At 60.4% G+C, this 17,408-nt stretch carries 16 protein-coding genes and 1 other RNA gene; 4 read left to right on the top strand and 13 right to left on the bottom strand.

Annotated features, from left to right (window positions below; genetic code table 11):
* Positions 1 to 9 precede the first annotated feature (9 nt).
* From rpsA to aroA, 3 genes are all read right to left on the bottom strand, one after another.
* The gene (gene rpsA, locus GMO_RS00605) at positions 10 to 1,722 is read right to left on the bottom strand and encodes a 30S ribosomal protein S1 (RefSeq protein ID WP_008850282.1); all 1,713 of its coding nucleotides are present in this window, start codon (positions 1,720 to 1,722) and stop codon (positions 10 to 12) included.
* Between the two features lie 253 nt (positions 1,723 to 1,975).
* The gene (gene cmk, locus GMO_RS00600) at positions 1,976 to 2,617 is read right to left on the bottom strand and encodes a (d)CMP kinase (RefSeq protein ID WP_008850280.1); all 642 of its coding nucleotides are present in this window, start codon (positions 2,615 to 2,617) and stop codon (positions 1,976 to 1,978) included.
* Positions 2,614 to 3,966 (bottom strand): 3-phosphoshikimate 1-carboxyvinyltransferase, encoded by a 1,353-nt coding sequence (gene aroA / locus GMO_RS00595; protein ID WP_008850279.1) that lies wholly within the window; start codon positions 3,964 to 3,966, stop codon positions 2,614 to 2,616. The genes cmk and aroA overlap by 4 nt, the downstream gene beginning before the upstream one ends.
* 138 nt (positions 3,967 to 4,104) lie before the next feature.
* On the opposite strand from aroA, the gene GMO_RS00590 reads away from it, so the two are divergent.
* Both GMO_RS00590 and GMO_RS00585 read left to right on the top strand, forming a co-directional pair.
* On the top strand, positions 4,105 to 4,437 hold the full coding sequence (locus tag GMO_RS00590; RefSeq protein WP_040507541.1) for a TIGR02300 family protein: 333 nt from the start codon (positions 4,105 to 4,107) through the stop codon (positions 4,435 to 4,437).
* Positions 4,438 to 4,459: 22 nt separating this feature from the next.
* On the top strand, positions 4,460 to 5,002 hold the full coding sequence (locus GMO_RS00585; protein ID WP_008850277.1) for a chorismate--pyruvate lyase family protein: 543 nt from the start codon (positions 4,460 to 4,462) through the stop codon (positions 5,000 to 5,002).
* Here the strand turns inward: GMO_RS00585 and GMO_RS00580 are convergent.
* The 8 genes from GMO_RS00580 to GMO_RS00550 all read right to left on the bottom strand — a co-directional run bounded on the left by GMO_RS00580 (position 4,972) and on the right by GMO_RS00550 (position 12,606).
* Complete coding sequence (locus tag GMO_RS00580; protein ID WP_008850276.1) at positions 4,972 to 5,739, bottom strand: SDR family oxidoreductase; 768 nt, start codon at positions 5,737 to 5,739, stop codon at positions 4,972 to 4,974. The genes GMO_RS00585 and GMO_RS00580 overlap by 31 nt on opposite strands.
* On the bottom strand, positions 5,739 to 6,335 hold the full coding sequence (recR, locus tag GMO_RS00575; RefSeq protein WP_008850275.1) for a recombination mediator RecR: 597 nt from the start codon (positions 6,333 to 6,335) through the stop codon (positions 5,739 to 5,741). The genes GMO_RS00580 and recR overlap by 1 nt, the downstream gene beginning before the upstream one ends.
* A gap of 25 nt (positions 6,336 to 6,360) precedes the next feature.
* The gene (locus tag GMO_RS00570; protein ID WP_008850274.1) at positions 6,361 to 6,684 is read right to left on the bottom strand and encodes a YbaB/EbfC family nucleoid-associated protein; all 324 of its coding nucleotides are present in this window, start codon (positions 6,682 to 6,684) and stop codon (positions 6,361 to 6,363) included.
* An 8-nt stretch (positions 6,685 to 6,692) separates the two neighbouring features.
* On the bottom strand, positions 6,693 to 8,636 hold the full coding sequence (locus tag GMO_RS00565; RefSeq protein ID WP_008850273.1) for a DNA polymerase III subunit gamma/tau: 1,944 nt from the start codon (positions 8,634 to 8,636) through the stop codon (positions 6,693 to 6,695).
* 102 nt (positions 8,637 to 8,738) lie between these two features.
* Positions 8,739 to 8,835, bottom strand: an RNA gene (gene ffs / locus GMO_RS13670) — signal recognition particle sRNA small type.
* Positions 8,836 to 8,880: 45 nt separating this feature from the next.
* Positions 8,881 to 10,671, bottom strand: a complete 1,791-nt coding sequence (gene ggt, locus GMO_RS00560; RefSeq protein ID WP_008850272.1) for a gamma-glutamyltransferase — start codon at positions 10,669 to 10,671, stop codon at positions 8,881 to 8,883.
* Positions 10,668 to 11,471: a type I methionyl aminopeptidase gene (gene map, locus GMO_RS00555; protein WP_008850271.1), complete on the bottom strand. Its 804-nt coding sequence runs from the start codon at positions 11,469 to 11,471 to the stop codon at positions 10,668 to 10,670. The genes ggt and map overlap by 4 nt, the downstream gene beginning before the upstream one ends.
* Before the next feature lie 82 nt (positions 11,472 to 11,553).
* Entirely contained in the window at positions 11,554 to 12,606 is a 1,053-nt protein-coding gene (locus tag GMO_RS00550; RefSeq protein WP_008850270.1) for a D-alanyl-D-alanine carboxypeptidase family protein, read from the bottom strand.
* A gap of 245 nt (positions 12,607 to 12,851) precedes the next feature.
* Here GMO_RS00550 and clpS point away from each other — a divergent pair, with 245 nt between their 5' ends.
* A complete protein-coding gene (clpS, locus tag GMO_RS00545) occupies positions 12,852 to 13,274 on the top strand; it encodes an ATP-dependent Clp protease adapter ClpS (protein ID WP_008850269.1) in 423 nt (140 codons plus the stop codon).
* A 128-nt stretch (positions 13,275 to 13,402) separates the two neighbouring features.
* On the top strand, positions 13,403 to 15,718 hold the full coding sequence (clpA, locus tag GMO_RS00540; protein WP_008850268.1) for an ATP-dependent Clp protease ATP-binding subunit ClpA: 2,316 nt from the start codon (positions 13,403 to 13,405) through the stop codon (positions 15,716 to 15,718).
* A 67-nt stretch (positions 15,719 to 15,785) separates the two neighbouring features.
* Here the strand turns inward: clpA and GMO_RS00535 are convergent, their stop codons facing one another.
* The gene (locus GMO_RS00535; RefSeq protein WP_008850267.1) at positions 15,786 to 16,247 is read right to left on the bottom strand and encodes a DUF3465 domain-containing protein; all 462 of its coding nucleotides are present in this window, start codon (positions 16,245 to 16,247) and stop codon (positions 15,786 to 15,788) included.
* Between the two features lie 107 nt (positions 16,248 to 16,354).
* Positions 16,355 to 17,008: an XRE family transcriptional regulator gene (locus GMO_RS00530; RefSeq protein WP_008850266.1), complete on the bottom strand. Its 654-nt coding sequence runs from the start codon at positions 17,006 to 17,008 to the stop codon at positions 16,355 to 16,357.
* Between the last annotated feature and the right edge of the window lie 400 nt (positions 17,009 to 17,408).

Here is a 17,408-nt window from a genome sequence, read left to right as displayed (position 1 = left end):
CAGTTACATTCAGGCGTCTGTATTACGGCGACGGATCGCCGCACCCAGAATGTCGCCCAGGGAAGCACCCGAGTCAGAAGAACCGTATTCGCTGATGGCAGCCTTGTCTTCCTCGACCTCACGGCCGCGGATGGTCAGGGCCAGCTTGCGAGATGCACGATCCACGGAAACCACCTTGGCATCGACCTTCTCGCCAACGGCGAAACGCTCCGGACGCTGCTCAGCCTTGTCACGGGCCAGTTCGGCACGACGGATGAAGCCGGTCAGGACGTCGTCCACCTTCACTTCAATGCCGTTGCTCTGGACTGCCGTCACCACGCAGGTCACGACCGCACCCTTCTGGACGCGGGACAGGATATCCGCTGCCGGATCTTCCTGGAGCTGCTTGATACCGAGGGAGATGCGCTCCTTCTCCGGATCGACGTCGAGCACCTTGGCCTTGACGACCTGACCCTTCTCGTAGTGCGACATCGCGACTTCACCCGGCTCGTCCCAGGACAGGTCGGACATGTGAACCATGCCGTCGATGTCCGCGGAAAGTCCGATGAACAGACCGAACTCGGTGATGTTGCGGATTTCGCCTTCGATGACGGAGCCAACCTTGTGCTCTTCCTCGAACTGCTCCCACGGGTTGCGCTGAACCTGCTTGAGGCCGAGGGAGATACGGCGCTTGGCGCTGTCCACATCCAGAACCATGACGTCGACTTCCTGGGAAGTGGCGACGATCTTGCCCGGATGGACGTTCTTCTTCGTCCAGGACATCTCGGAAACGTGCACCAGACCTTCGACGCCCGGCTCCAGTTCCACGAATGCACCGTAATCGGTGATGTTCGTGACGCGACCCGTGAAGCGTGCACCCGGCGGGTACTTGATCGCCACGTTCTCCCAAGGATCAGCTTCAAGCTGCTTCATGCCCAGCGAGATGCGCTGGGTATCCGGGTTGAAGCGGATGACCTGCACGCGGACCGGCTGACCGATCTGCAGGGCTTCGGACGGATGGTTGATGCGCTTCCAGGCAATGTCCGTGACATGCAGGAGGCCGTCAACGCCGCCGAGATCAACGAATGCACCGTAATCGGTGATGTTCTTGACCACGCCGTCGAGGATCATGCCTTCCTTCAGGCCTTGGATCAGCTCGGAGCGCTGTTCCGCACGGGTCTCTTCAAGAACGGCACGACGGGATACGACGATGTTGCCACGCGCACGGTCCATCTTCAGGATCTGGAACGGCTGCGGCTGGCCCATCAGCGGACCGACGTCACGGACCGGACGGATGTCAACCTGGCTGCCCGGCAGGAAGGCCATGGCGCCACCGAGATCAACGGTGAAACCGCCCTTGACGCGACCGTAGATCGTGCCGTTGACGCGCTGGTTGTTGGCGAATGCACGCTCCAGGGCGGACCATGCCTCTTCGCGGCGAGCCTTCTCGCGGGACAGGACGATGGAGCCGTCACGATCTTCGTAGCGCTCGACATACAGCTCGATCACGTCACCCGGCTTCACGTCCGGAGCAACGCCGGCGGGACCGAATTCCTTGAGGGCAACGCGGCCTTCGCTCTTGAGTCCGACATCAACGATCGCGAACTCGTCCGTCAGGCGGACAACGCGGCCGGTGACGACGGAACCGTCAAAACCCGTGTCGCGGCCGAGGGTCTCTTCGAGAAGGGCAGCAAAATCCTCGTTACCGTGCGTGGCCGAGGACGTCTGAGTGGCTGAAGCCATGTAGATACTATATTCCCGAACTTCCGGTCTGAACCGGACGTCCACGTCTGCGCCGGGCTCCAGTGGAATACCCGACGGCTCCCCGCTGCCCCATCAGGGCCGGAGCGGGTTCGTTTGCAAAACCGATCCGCACGCCCACGCGTGTCAGACCACATCCCTTTTCCTTACGAAAAGAGCTGTCAGGGTGCAGCAACACCTTCGAAGGGTCTGCTGTCAATAAAAAAACCGTATTTTACCCTGCCTGCCAGGCAGGTCAGCTTTCCCGGGAGAGCCGCCCAACGATTTCGCAGGCTTTTTCAAGCACCTGCGCGGCCGTCAGGTCATCGGTCTCGATCCTCACGGCATCAGGAGCCTGCACGAGAGGAGCCGTTTCACGCGAAGAGTCGCGGGCATCGCGGGCTTCGATCTCGGTAATGGCCGCTCTGAGAGCCTCACCTTCCAGCGCGGCATCACCCCGCACCTGACGGTGACGCCGCAATGCCCGGGCCTGCGGCGAGGCCGTGATAAAGAATTTTACGTCCGCGTCCGGGAACACCACCGTTCCGATGTCACGCCCGTCAACCACGGCCCCTGTACGGGCAGCAAAAACGCGCTGCCGCTCCAGCAGCGCGGCACGGACAGCCGGCTGGACCGCCACGAGCGAGGCACCGCGATCAATTTCAGGAACACGCAGGTCAGACCGCGCCAGATCTTCCGGCTCAAGAACCCGCGCCTGGTGGGCAGCATCGTCAGCCGGATCGAAACCTGCATCAATCATGCGGCGCGCCACGGCCCGGTAAAGCAGGCCCGTGTCCAGATATGGCAGCCCCAGCCTCGCGGCCAGGGCCTTGGCCAGCGTTCCCTTCCCGGCAGCGGCCGGCCCATCCACGGCAATAATCAGCGGCTGGTCAGTCATGTGCTGGTTCCGGTGCCAAGACCAGCGCCAAGCGCATTCATCAGATCCACGAAACCGGGAAAGCTGGTTTCGATGAAGGCGGTATCGTCCACCTGAACCGGCCTGTCCGCCGCAAGTCCGAAGATGATCGCACTCATGGCCAGCCGGTGATCCATGTGGGTCTGGACCCTGCCGCCGCCCAGTGCCCCCTGCCGTCCGTGCACGATCATGTCGTCACCTTTCACCTCGACCTTCACGCCATTGGCTTCCAGAAGGGCGACCGTGGCGGCCAGACGATCACTTTCCTTGACCCGGAGTTCATGCAGCCCACGCAGGCGGGACGTCCCTTCCGCAAAGGCACAGGCCACGGCAAGGACCGGATATTCGTCAATCATGGAAGGCGCACGGCTGGCAGGAACATCGACGCCCCGCAGCCGGCTCGACCGGACCCGCAGATCACCAACAGGCTCTCCGCCTTCGGTACGTTCGTTCTCGATGGTCAGATCAGCACCCATTTCACGCAGGGACGTGAACAGGCCGGTCCGCAGAGGGTTGAGGCCCACATTCTCGATCAGCAGGTCGGAGTCCGGCACCAGCAGCGCCGCCACAAGCGGGAAAGCGGACGAGGACGGGTCCCCCGGTACGGTCACATCCCGTGCCGTCAGACTGACAGGTCCCGTCAGCTCGATTCGGCATCCCCCTTCATCCATGGCGAAGACATCCACCGTTATCCCGAAATGACGGAGCATGTTTTCCGTATGGTCGCGGGTGGCGACGGGTTCTTCTACGACTGTCCGTCCATGGGCGTTCAGCCCGGCCAGCAGGATGGCGGATTTCACCTGTGCAGACGCTACGGGAAGACGGTACGTGATGGGCCTGGCCTTCTCCGTTCCGTGAACAGCCATAGGCAGACGGCCACCTGCGCGGGTCAGAAACGAAGCGCCGTTTTCCGAAAGGGGATCGGTAACCCGGCGCATCGGGCGGGAGCGCAAGGAGGCATCACCCGTCATGAAGGTGTTCATGCCATGGGAAGAAAGAATTCCCGACAGCAGGCGTGCCGCCGTGCCGGAATTGCCCATGTCCACCACGTCCGACGGTTCGGTCAGTTCACCCACGCCGCGACCGTCAATCGTCCAGACCGTCCCCTCGCGGGTGATGGTCGCACCGAGGGCCCGCATGGCCTCAGCAGTGCGCAGGACGTCTTCCCCTTCAAGCAGCCCGTAAACCCGGGTGCGTCCCTGTGCGAGCGCAGCCAGCATCAGCGAGCGATGACTGATGGACTTGTCACCGGGAACACGGATGCAGCCGGAAAATCCCTTGCGGGACGCGGAAACGGTCAGGGGGCGCGAAGCTTGCATGAGCCCTTTCATGCGAGGGCCATTCCCGCCTGTCAATCACCCTGCGCAACGGACAGATCGACCCTTCCAGAAGCACTCGGTGTTTGACAGATCGGAAACAAGATGGCATGGCCCCCTTCCTTATTCGTGGCATTGGCAGGCTTCCGCAACATGGCAAAACCCGAACTCGGTCTGAAACGGACGTGCGTTGAATGCAGCGCACACTTCTATGATCTGAACCGCGTCCCCGCGGTGTGTCCGAAATGCGGCACAACGCAGCCCTCCGACATCAGTCGTCTCAAGCGCAGCGAAGGTCCGCTGCCGGAACAGAAAGATCCGAACGCCCAGAAGGATGAGCGTGAGGAAGACGAAGTCGATCTGGTGGATACCGACGATGATACCGATGATGTCATCGCTCCGGATGACGATCTCGACGATGATGATGACGATCTCAGCAATGATATCGAAGTCAACACCGACAAGGACGATCGCGACGACAACTGATGTCGTTCGTGCTGTCTTCCTGATGGCGTGTCTGGGCGGCTGTGCCGGTCCGGGAGAGGATGTCTCCCTGGATGGCGCAGCTGTTCGCGCATTAAAGGCCCGACTCGATAGCCAACCCAGCGCAACGGCCGCGCTTCAGGAAGGATGCCCGATTCCGATCCGGGTCATGCACCTGCCCGCGCTGATCCAGCCCTCCCTGGAAATCCTGACCCTGCTGGACGTTCAGGATACCGCGCGGATACGCACGCGGCATGTCCGGCTCCTCTGCGGGACAACACCGCTTTCGGATGCCTGGAACTGGTATGTTCCCGAGCGCCTGACAGCGGAGATGAACCGGCTCCTCGATACAACAGACACACCGTTCGGCCGGGCGGTGCGGGAAACACGTTTCCGTCGTCAGCGACTCGATACTCGCTTGCCGGGAAACGGTCCTGGAATCATTCTGGAAAATCGCGCCCTGCTCCGTCGCGCCTCTGACGACGCGCCGATCGCCCTTGTCCGGGAAGATTATCTGCCTGCGGCCCTGAAGCCGTGTCAGGACGCCGGTGACCAGTTCAGATGCTGACCGGCATCAAGGGCTAACATTTGCCCTGTCACGGACGGGAGGCTGAAGAGCGCCAGAGCCGCACAGGCAATTTCGTCCGGAGACGACCCATGACCCAGCGGTGTGCGCGCGCACATGAGATCGAAATGAGCCTGCGCCTGTCGGGGCGCCGGAAGAACAGGCCCGGGCCCGATGGCATTCACACGGATACGTGGCGCCAGTGCGAGGGCCAATGTCTGTGTCAGGGTCCAGAGTGCACTCTTGGAAATGGTATAGCTGACGAAATGGGGCGTCAGGTTCCAGACACGCTGGTCCAGCATATTAAGGATCAGCCCCTGCGCATTTTCCGGAAGCTCCCGGGCCAGTGTCTGCGATAGCACAAAAGGAGCACGCAGGTTTGGTTCCAGATGCCGGTCCCAGCTTTCCCGGGTCGCATCCCCGATTTCATCCCGCTCGAAAGCCGAAGCGTTATTGATGAGGACTCCGACCGGTCCCAGCGCCGCCATGGCTCTGGACAGCAGCGTCTCCACAGCAGCTTCGCACGCCAGGTCCGCCTGCAGGATACACCCCCGGCCTCCGATCTCCGTCAGAAGCGCTTCGGCCTCGGCTTCACTGCCATGGTAATGGATCGCAACAGCGAATCCCTGCTGCGCCAGCATCCTGACCAGAGCAGCCCCCAGACGCCGGCCGCCGCCCGTGACAAGGGCGACACGGGGTACGGCCGACGAAATGCCGAAAGAGAGGTCGGGCGCAGGCATTACAGAACACGCCGTGCCGTCAGAGCCGCCGCCAGCGTTCCATCATCCAGAACATCGAGCGCGCCGCCCATTGGCACCCCATGCCCCACACGCGATACCGGGACGCCGGTCGATGCAAGACGTTCCTGAAGCCAGTGCGCCGTTGTGGCGCCTTCGACGGTGGCGCCTAGGGCAAGAATGACTTCCCGCACGCCACCATTTTCGATCCGCCCCATCAGGGGCGCAATATTGAGATCGTCTGGCCCTAGACCCGCCAGCGCAGAGAGCGTCCCACCCAGAACCTGATAGACCCCGCGATGCACCCCGGCACGCTCCAGCGCCCAGAGATCACCCACATTTTCCACCACGCAGACCAGCCCCTGATCACGCATCGGGTCGGTACAGATATGGCATGGATCGGCCGTGTCGAGGTTTCCGCAGAGCGAACAGGTCCGCACGGTAGAAGCTGCCCGCTCCATCAGATGCGCCAGCGGCAGCATCCGGCTCTCCGGCTGACGGAGGAGGCTGAGCGCTGCCCGGCGCGCCGAACGTGGCCCCAGCCCCGGCAGTCGCGCCAGAAGCCCGATCAGTTGTTCGATCTCGTTACTGCTTTTCATAGCCGCGGTTCCGCGACGGAAATCGTCAGAACGGCAGTTTCAGACCGGTCGGCAGATCCAGCCCACCCGTCACGTCGCGCATCGCTTCGGAACTGGCGGCTTCCGCCTTGGCCTTGGCATCTGTATAGGCCGCTACGATCAGGTCCTGAAGCATTTCCATTTCGTTGGGATTCGCCAGTTTCGGATCGATCTTCAGATCCCGCATCTCGCCCTTTCCGCTCAGCTTGAGCGTCACGAGACCTGCACCAGCGGTGCCATCCACAACGAGACTGGCCAGGTTTCTCTGGGCCTCTTCCATCTTGGACTGCATCTGACTGGCCTGCTTCATCAGTCCGGCAAGATTCTTCATGTCTATTCCTATCCGTTCAGGTAATGATCGTCTTCATCGGGGAAATCGGCATCCAGCGGTGCAAATTCCAGATCTGGAGGTGCATTCTCTACCAATGGCGTGGTGATTTCCGGCGGCAGGCCATATTCGTCAAGCGAATGATCCTGCACTTCTCCGATCCTGGCGCCCGGAAAAGCCTCCAGAATAGCCTGCACGAGAGGATGCGCCTCCACGCTCGCCCGGTTCAGGGCCACGACCTCCGCGCCCTGTTCATCGAGCGTCGGCTCTCCCTCCGCCGTGGACAGGCTGATGCGCCATACGCCCGGAAAGAGTTCATCCAGAAAAGCCTGGAGACGCCGGTCCGCCTTCGTCTGGGAATCTTCCAGCCTGATCTGCACATCCGGCGGCGAAAAGCGAACCAGATGGACCGCGTTGCGCAGCGTCCCGTGCAGAAGCGGCTGCTTTTCGCGTGTCAGGGCTACCATCTCCCGCCATGTGCGCGGCGCAGGCGGAAGTTCCGGCTCCGGAGGCAGATCCGGCTGAGCCGGGGACGCATCATGTACGATAATCCGGCCGCCATTCGCTACCAGTCGCACACGCGCCTGAGGGCCATGATTGCCGGATGTCTCCGTCATGCGCCGGGAGGAAGCAGACAAAGAGGAAGCCTGCGACGTGGATGGTCCGGATGATCCCGCAGAAACCGGCAGCGTCAGATCCGCGCCGCCTTCCGTCAACTGGCGGATCAGGCGGTCCGGCGTAGGGAGCTGGCTGGCGTGGCACAGGCGGATCAGCACCATTTCGGCCGCCTGACGGCGATCCGGTGCGGACTCCACTTCCTGCACACCTTTCAGCAGGATCTGCCAAGCGCGCCCCAGAGCGGTGTTGGACAAACGGTCCGCCAGTGCGCCGCCGCGGAGGCGCTCGGCCTCCGGCAGGTCACGTCCGTCCCGCAGGGTCGGAACAGCCTTCAGACGCGAAACAAGATGCAGGAGATCGAGCAGATCGGTCAGCAGAACGCCCAGATCGGCACCATGCGCATAAGCCTGGTCGCTGATTTCCAGCGCCTCGGCAATCCGCCCGGCCATCAGGGCTTCGAGCAGGTCAAAGACCAGACCACGATCCGCCAGTCCCAGCATGTCCGAGACGGCCGCTGCGTCGCTGGCGCCCTGGGCGATAGCCTGATCCAGAAGGGACAGGCCGTCACGGACAGACCCGTCCGCTGCGCGGGCAATCAGGGAGAACGCATCATCCGAGAGTGTCGCCCCTTCCTGCTGGGCTATCGTCCTGAAATGCCCTGCCAGAAGGGACTGCGGAACACGTCGCAGATCGAATCGCTGACAACGGGACAGGACTGTTACCGGTACTTTTCGCAGTTCGGTCGTCGCGAAAATGAACGTCACCTGCGGCGGCGGCTCTTCCAACGTCTTGAGCAGGGCGTTGAAGGCATTCCGTGACAGCATATGGACTTCATCAATGATGAAGACCTTCATGCGCGCCTGCATGGGCCGGAACCGTGTCGCCTCGATGATTTCGCGCACGTCATCCACGCCCGTCCGCGAGGCAGCGTCCATTTCCAGCACATCAGGATGGCGATCCGCCAGAATGGCCTTGCAGTTCACACAGACGCCACAGGGATCAGCCGTCGGGCCACCCTTGCCGTCAGGACCGATGCAGTTGAGAGCGCGGGCGATGATCCGGGCCGTCGTAGTCTTGCCCACGCCGCGTACGCCGGTCAGCATGAAAGCATGAGCCACGCGGTTCAGTTCGAACGCCCGCCGCAGGATACGGACCAGCGAATCCTGTCCGATCAGATTGTCGAATGTCTGCGGGCGATACTTGCGCGCCAGAACGCGATACGGCGCAGCCTCGGCAGGTTCAGGGTGTGCCTCGACGGGCGCAGACGCTGGAACATTCCCGAAAAACCCACCCCCGTTTTCGGGGGGCAGCGGGAGAGCGTCGTTTTCATCTGTCATGACAGGAAAAAACCATCAGAGAGCGGGAAGAAAAACCAGAGCGGGCTGGCTCTGACCGGGGCGGCGAAGGAATGAACCATCGTGCCCGCGGGGCTGTCTGAGGTGGAAGGCCGGACATTTGACCCGGATAGAACTCACTGCGGCTGCTTCCTTCCGGACCTGACCGGGTTGGCAAGGTATCCGTCCAAAGCCGACCTCCCGGCGCTCTCCTAACACGAAGACAGGGGTGTCTGACAACCCCCTATCATTCACCGACCGCTGAACCTCCCGCATGGCGCGGATCAGCCGCACCATAGAGCAGTCCGGTTTCCCGGACGGAAAGGTTCGGGCGACCGGCGAGAATGCCTTCCGCCACACCCCAGGGCTTGTGCAGGGAAAAAGCATATCCCTCAGACTGAAGAATTCTCAGGGTATCATCCGTCAGGGCGCCCGGCTCGATCTCGACAGCCGAAGGTTCCCACTGCTCATGGATTCGCGGCAGGTCGATGGCCTGACGGATATCAAGTCCGTAATCGATCACCCCCAGAATGGCAGACAGGGTAATGGTCGGAATGCGGGACCCGCCGGGGCTGCCGATCACCATGACGGTCCTGCCATTCCTTGAAACAATGGTCGGTGACATGGAGGACAGGGGAGTCTTGCCGGGCGCAATGGCGTTGGCTTTCGACCCTACGATACCGAACATGTTGGGCTCACCCGGCTTTGACGAGAAATCATCCATCTCGTCATTCAGCCAGACCCCGGTATGCCCCCCCATCACGCCCGATCCGAACCAGCCATTGAGTGTATAGGTCGCGGAAACAGCCATGCCACTTCGGTCCATGACGGAGAACTGGGTGGTCTCGTGCTTTTCCTGCGTGTCAGGCGTTGCCTGCGCGGTCTGAGCCGGAAGTGGCTCGCCGGAACGAAGCGTACCGGACGAAAGAGCGTGATCCAGCGGAATGCCCCGCCGGATCTGATACGCATAGACCGGGTCCGTCAGATGCTGGATCGGATTCTGGACGAAAGCCGGATCGCCAAGGTCACGCCGGTCCGAATAGGCATGGCGCATGGCCTCGATTTCACGCTGAGTCGCAGACGCGCTGTGGAGACCGAGCGCCTTCATGTCATAACCCGAAAGGATGTTCAGGATTTCACAGACAGCGACACCACCGCCACTCGGTGGAGGCGCCGTATCCACAGTATAACCCCGATAGACACAGCGGATCGGATCCAGATACCGGATATGGTAGTTCGTGAAGTCAGGAGTCTTCAGAAGACCACCGCCCTCCTGACTGGCCCGTATGATTTCAGCCGCGACCGGCCCTTCATAGAACGCTTTCGCTCCCTTCCGGGCGATCAGGTCGAGGGTCCGCGCCAGATCCTTCTGCACCAAGCGGTCACCGGCCTGAAGCGGCGTTCCATCCGCGTGCAGATAGAATGACCGGGCGTAAGGATCTTTCTGGAAATAACGGGTGGACGTATGCAGAAGCTGGGCATCGCCATCGTTCAGCACGAAACCGTCCCGCGCCAGCGTGATGGCCGGCCCCATGACCTTTGTGCGCGGCAGGCTGCCCCATTTCGTCAAAATGGTGTCCAGTCCAGCTACGGTTCCGGGAACGGCGACCGCTTTCCATCCCTCGGTCGAAAGACCAGGAACGACGTGCCCGGATGCATCCTGATACATGGTTTCGGTTGCCGCGCCCGGGGCATGCTCGCGAAAATCAACGAAGACGGTCTGGCCGGTTTTCAGGCGGATCGTCATGAAACCGCCACCACCGATATTTCCAGCCGCCGGGTAAACCACTGCCAGCGCGTATCCAACCGCCACAGCGGCATCAATCGCATTTCCACCCTGCGCCAGGATTTTTGCGCCGGTATCCGAAGCCAGATGCTGCGCGGACACCACCATACCATGACGCGCAGGCACCAGAACGCCGGGAGACACCCTGTCCGGCCCAAAGGCCAGAGGGTCATGCGCCGTACTCAGTGCGGGAGCCGCCAGCGCAGGCCCTGCCGCCAGTGCGACCGCAAGAAAAGTCAGGGCTGCTTTCATGCGGCTGTTCCATAAGGTGGCTGCGTGTACCCTTTTGGCGAGAGCGTGAAAATTTCACACCCCTCCTGCGTCACACCGACCATGTGTTCGAACTGGGCGGAAAGTGTCCGGTCCCGCGTCACAGCCGTCCAGCCATCGTCCAGAATCTTCACATCCGGACGTCCGATATTCAGCATCGGCTCGATGGTGAACACCATGCCCGGCACCAGCTTCACACCCTGACCGGGCTTGCCATAGTGAAGGACATTGGGAGCAGAGTGAAATTCCCGACCGATGCCATGACCACAGAAATCACGCACAACGGAAAAACGCTGGCTTTCAGCATATGTCTGGATGGCATGACCGACATCTCCCAGCGTATGCCCCGGACGGACCTGCTCGATCCCCAGCATCATGGAGCGATAGGTCACCTCGATCAGCTTCTCGGCCTTGCGCGGAACCTTGCCCACGACATACATCCGCGAGCTATCACCGTACCAGCCATTCAGGATGGAAGTGACGTCAATATTGACGATATCGCCTTCGGAGAGCTTTTTCGAGCTGGGAATACCGTGACAGACAACGTGGTTGATCGAAATGCAGCAGGATTTCGGATAGCCACGATAATTCAGGGGCGCAGGCGTAGCTCCACGGGCCAGCGTGAATTCATGAATGAGATGGTTCAGTTCATCCGTAGTCACGCCGGGCTGGACATGGTCCGTGATCATGTCCAGCGTTTCTGCGGCAAGCTGCCCTGCTGCATGCAGCTGTCTGAAATCGTTCTCATCATAAAGAACAATGCCGCGTGCATTTTCACCCATATCGGCGCCCGATCCTCAATCTTTCAAGACGCTGGTAAAATGCGTCCCTCCTGACCGGATCGCAAGCGGCGGAGCGGATTTTTTACCCGCGGCTGTGATGGCCCGCGCGGCGGCGTGTAGCGACATGACGGACACTAACCATCCGGACGGACGCCGTGTGATGGACGAGATGACCATAACGCCGCGGCGCCGTGGGGGCATCCGCCACTTCCATGGGACGAGCCGCCGCTAGAAGCATCTGATGCTGTCCACGCCTGCTCCGTCGTGCCGACGCCATCAGGACGGTACGCGGCGCCACTGGATGCAGCAGGGGCTGCGGAGCCACACCTTCTGAAGCAAATCCCTTGTCCAGAATGCTCGCCATCTGGAGGGAACGCTGCCCGTTGCTGCTGGACCCCAGGACGACACCAACCAGCCGGACATTCCCGCGCTGGGCCGAAGTAACGAGGTTGCGTCCCGCAACGACCGTATAGCCTGTCTTGAGACCATCCGCGCCAGCATAAAGCTTCAGCATCGGGTCATGGTTGGGAACCAAACGACGGTGGAAATAGAAGGAGGGCACATTGAAATAATGGTAATACTGCGGAAAATCCGTGATCAGATGCTGCGCCAGAACTCCAAGGTCACGCGCGGTCGTGACCTGATCGGGGTCCGGCAGCCCGGAAGCATTCCGGAAGGTCGTATTGCTCATGCCAAGCGCGCGGGCCTGCTGGGTCATGAGCTGGGCAAAACGGACTTCATCCCCGCCGCCAAGAAATTCCCCGAGGGCACAGGCTGCGTCATTGGCCGATTTCGTGACCAGACCGAGAATGCCCTGCTCGACCGTCAGGCGCGTTCCCGGAACCAGACCGAGCTTGGAGGGCTCCTGCAGGGATGCGTGAATGGAAACCGGAACCTGCTGGTCGAGGCTGATCTGCTGGGCCGACAGGGCACGGAAGGTAAGATAGAGCGTCATGAGCTTGGTCAGGGACGCCGGATAGCGCTGAAGATCCGCATCTGTCTGAGACAGGACCTGCCCTGTCTTTGCATCCATCACGAAGCTGGACACATGCCCGACATACTGGGCTTTTGCAGTCCCTGTCCCCACGGCCGCGATGGTGCACAGGAGAAGAGCCTTGCGGAACGGGAAACGCATTATCTGGCAGCCTTCGATCAGGACGTTGTCACCGGAAACAGTTCAGGTTGAAAGATCACCTGTAGGTCCCGGTACTGTAGGCGCATGGAAAAGCCTGCGTCCACAAGGTTTGCCAGTCTTCCCTTAATTTTTCGTAACCGTGGCGAAATCCTGTCCATTTCATGTCAGCGTACAGGCAAAATCATCCTATTTCCCGTTGTCTTGCCTCTTCTCAATAGACCTTCCCACACCATATCATACTGGTCATGTCTTCTTATGATCGTCTTTCCCGCCATGGCGGGTGTTTCATCCCGGCCCCATCAGGCTCCCGAATCCTGATGGGGCCAGATTCGCCCGATTCGAACACCCCGCAGCATCCCGATGACGAAGAGGAACTCGAGATCAGCGTGGTGGCCAGGCCCCGACCGCGGACCCGCAAGCCGTCCATGTACAAGGTCCTGATGCTGAATGACGACTACACCCCGATGGAGTTCGTGGTGCATGTCCTGGAACGGTTCTTTTCCAAAAGCCGGGACGAGGCCACGGCCATCATGCTCCAGGTACATCAGAAAGGTGTAGGGGTCTGTGGCGTGTTCACCTACGAAGTTGCAGAAAGCAAGGTAACGCAGGTCATGGATCTGGCCCGGCAGAACCAGCATCCGCTTCAATGCACGATCGAGAAAGACTGACCCCTCCATCCGCACAGAAAGTTGTCGCAGGATAAATTCTTGTCTGCCACCTGCGTTTCTGACTGGCGTTACACGTTCTACCGCGACAAGATACCTTTCCAACGAGAGGTCGAGAGGAGCGCCATCCCATGCTGTCCCGTACGCTCGAACAGACGCTCCACCGCGCCCTGACATTCGCGGGGGATCGGCGTCATGAATACGCAACCCTCGAACATCTTCTGCTGGCCCTGACCGAGGACGTCGATGCACTGACGGTCTTCCGGGCCTGTGGTATCGATCTGGACAAGCTCCGCTCCGACCTGACGGACTTCCTTGACAAGGATCTTGCCGGGCTGGCTTCGGAAGGTCCGACCGAACCCAAACCGACTGCCGCCTTTCAGCGCGTGATCCAGCGGGCGGCTATTCACGTCCAGAGCACTGGACGCGATGAAGTGACGGGCGCGAACGTCCTCGTGGCCCTGTTTGCCGAACGTGAAAGCCATGCCGTCTATTTCCTACAACTGCAGGACATGACGCGTCTGGATGCCGTCAACTTCATTTCCCATGGAATCGCCAAGGCTCCGGACCGGAGCAGCAGCCGGCGCACGGCCGCTTCCTCCAAGGATGGTTCGGAGCGGGAGGAACGCAAGGAAACCGCCAAGGAAGGCGCCCTTGCATCCTATTGCGTCGATCTGAATGAACGCGCGCGGCAGGGCCGGATCGATCCCCTGATCGGTCGCGACCAGGAAATCGAGCGCACCATCCAGATCCTGTGCCGTCGCACGAAAAACAACCCGCTCTATGTCGGTGATCCGGGCGTCGGCAAGACCGCCATTGCGGAAGGTCTGGCCAAGCGCATCGTCGAGAATGACGTGCCTGACGTTCTGCTGGACGCCACAATCTACTCTCTGGACATGGGCTCGCTTCTGGCTGGCACACGCTACCGGGGTGACTTTGAGGAACGCCTCAAGGCCGTCGTGACGGAACTCGATCAGACGCCCGGTGCGATCCTGTTCATTGACGAAATCCACACCGTCATCGGCGCAGGCGCAACATCGGGAGGCGCCATGGATGCCTCCAACCTGCTCAAGCCCGCCCTTGCGGCCGGAACGCTCCGCTGCATCGGATCCACGACATACAAGGAATTCCGTCAGCATTTCGAGAAGGACCGTGCGCTCGTACGCCGGTTCCAGAAAATCGACGTGCCGGAACCTTCGATCGAGGATGCGATCAAGATCCTGCGCGGCCTGAAAGGAAGCTACGAAAAGCACCACAAGGTCCGCTACACGGATGAAGCCCTGCGTGGCGCCGTCGAACTGGCAGCCAAGTACGTCCATGACCGCAAGCTGCCGGACAAGGCGATCGACGTAATCGACGAAGTCGGCGCGGCACGGATGCTCGTTCCCGAAAACAAGCGCCGCAAGACGGTGACGTTAAAGGACGTGGAAGACGCCATCGCCAAGATCGCCCGGATTCCGCCCAAGAGCGTTTCCGCCGATGACCGTGAAACCCTGCGCCATCTGGAGCGGGACCTGCGGAACATGGTGTTCGGTCAGGACAAGGCGATCGACGCTCTTGCGGCGGCGATAAAGCTGTCCCGGGCGGGCCTGCGCGATGCGGAAAAACCGATCGGTAACTATCTGTTCTCCGGTCCGACCGGCGTGGGCAAGACAGAGGTGGCCCGCCAGCTCGCCTCGTCGCTTGGCATCGAGCTGATCCGGTTCGACATGTCCGAATACATGGAGCGTCATTCGATCTCCCGCCTGATCGGGGCACCCCCGGGTTATGTCGGATTCGATCAGGGCGGCCTGCTGACGGACGCCATTGACCAGCATCCGCATGCAGTCCTGCTACTGGATGAAATCGAAAAGGCCCATCCGGACCTCTTCAATGTCCTGCTTCAGGTCATGGATCATGGTCGTCTGACGGACCATAACGGCAAGACGGTCGATTTCCGCAACGTCATCCTGATCATGACCACGAATGCGGGAGCGGCTGACTTGTCCAAGGAGGCGATCGGATTTGCCCGGACCGTTCGCAGCGGCGAGGACGAGGAAGCCGTCAAACGCCTCTTCACACCGGAGTTCCGTAACCGTCTGGACGCCATCATTCCGTTCGCCAACCTGACGCCGGAAACCGTGGGACGGGTGGTCGAGAAGTTCGTTCTTCAGCTGGAGGCCCAGCTGGCAGATCGTCACGTCACGATCGAGATCTCCTCCGCGGCCAAGGAATGGCTGGCGGAACGGGGTTACGATCGCCTCTATGGTGCCCGTCCCCTGGGGCGCGTCATTCAGGAGAACATCAAGAAGCCACTGGCGGAGGAACTTCTGTTCGGCCGTCTGGCCAATGGGGGCGCTGTCAGAATCGGTCTCAGGAACGATGCCCTGGACTTCGACATCATCGAGGGCAATTCTTCTTCAAAAGGCGAAGACGGAGCAGAGAAAAAGGACGAAGCCACAAGCTGAAAAAGACTCAGGTTTCGTCTGACAGTAAAGGCCCGGAGAGTCTCTCTCCGGGCCTTTTTTCATTTTGTCACTCGTACCGGGCGCCATTGACGATAACATAACCCGGCCAGGCCCATTTGCGGCCCGTACCATGATGGGTCCAGTCAACACCCTGACGGCGCAGGCTGTCGTAATAATAACGTCCCTGAACTTCCGCCTGATCGCCCTTACGCACCCACGGCCACTGCGGCGCATTCATTTCATCCAGATCGGAAACGATGCGAATGGAGACACCCCGGCCGACCGACAGATAGAAATAGCCATGCCAGCCGCTGCGTGTCCTGCGCGCCCGGGACGCCACGGCAATCACCTGACCACAGATATGCTCCGGCAGATCCAGATGCGACGGGCCACCCTGTTCCAGCCCCTGCTGATCCGCGAAAAATTTTGCATTGTCACAGGCTTCCGGCATCCCGTCCCGCGCCATGGCGGACAGGGGCGACAATAGAAAAGCAGCCATGGCTGGCAGGAAAATGCGACGGAACCTCATGAAAAATCCTTTCCAGTCCGGGAAGGATGGTTATGGGCTCTCTACAGAACCAGGACAATCCTTCGGGCACGAGCCCGCAGGCTCCCGGAAGAGAAAATCCTTCCGGTCTATCCGATCAGATGGAATTCAATTGGGGCAACCCATTCGATCCGTGGATCAAAAATGGGCGGTACCAGCGGATTGACAGAAGCCAGCACGAAGGAATGACTGTCTTTGCCGGGCATGACGGTCTTCAGAACCATCTGTCCGTCCGCCAGCTTCGCCACCACGTCCTTGCCGATCATCTTGAGCGAAAAATGGTTTTTTCCCGGCAGATGAATCCCCACCACTTCTCCTGGCTTGTAACGCGGGACCATGGATTCTCCATTCACCCGCAGAACCAGACCGTCATATCCTCCAAACGGAAGTTCGACGTCGCCGTCCTGGAGAATGTCACCATCGGCATAAATCACGACACGGTCTGCACCCGAGACAAAGCCAGAAACCGGGATGCGACGGTGGCGTCGCTCTGGCGTTTTCGCCGCCTGCAATGCCTCCACGGGAGAGCCCAGATCAGGACCACACAACTCTTCCAGACTGACATCATAAAGCGTTGCAATGGCAGGCAGTCGATCCAGAGAGGGCTTTGAACGCCCGATCTCCCACTGCGCTACGGAGGCAGGAGCAATCCCGAGTGCCCGCGCCACTTTGGCCTGAGAAAGGCGCGTCGCCGTTCGAAAGCGCTTCAGTCTTGTCGCCCAATCATCCATGACGGTCATCATAAAATAGGCATCGCCTACTGTCCACTAGGTTTTGCCTATTGATTTTTCCAGTAGGCATAGCCTATCATCCAGCCTGTCACCTCGAAGAGAACAAGGGGACAACTCCAGACATAAGGATATGAAAAATGACAATGGCAGAAGAAAAGTCCGTTACATCCCACCAGAATAAGCACCCTGGTACCAATGAAAGGCATTTCCTAGCAGAGTGTCATCTCCCGCAATCGTATATCACCATGGGAGCCTTCCCTCAGTACCGAAGCAGGGACCTGTTTTCCTGGAAATGCACAGCAGGAAAGCGACTGCCCGATATCACGTTTGTCAGATCCGAGCGGTCCGGGCCGTCTTTCAGAGACCCCATGTTCATTCCACCAACAGTTTATCCAACAGCCAGACACTGACC

It is taken from the genome of Gluconobacter morbifer G707, from assembly GCF_000234355.1.
GTDB lineage: Bacteria > Pseudomonadota > Alphaproteobacteria > Acetobacterales > Acetobacteraceae > Gluconobacter > Gluconobacter morbifer.
This window is presented reverse-complemented; position numbering and strand designations above follow the sequence as displayed.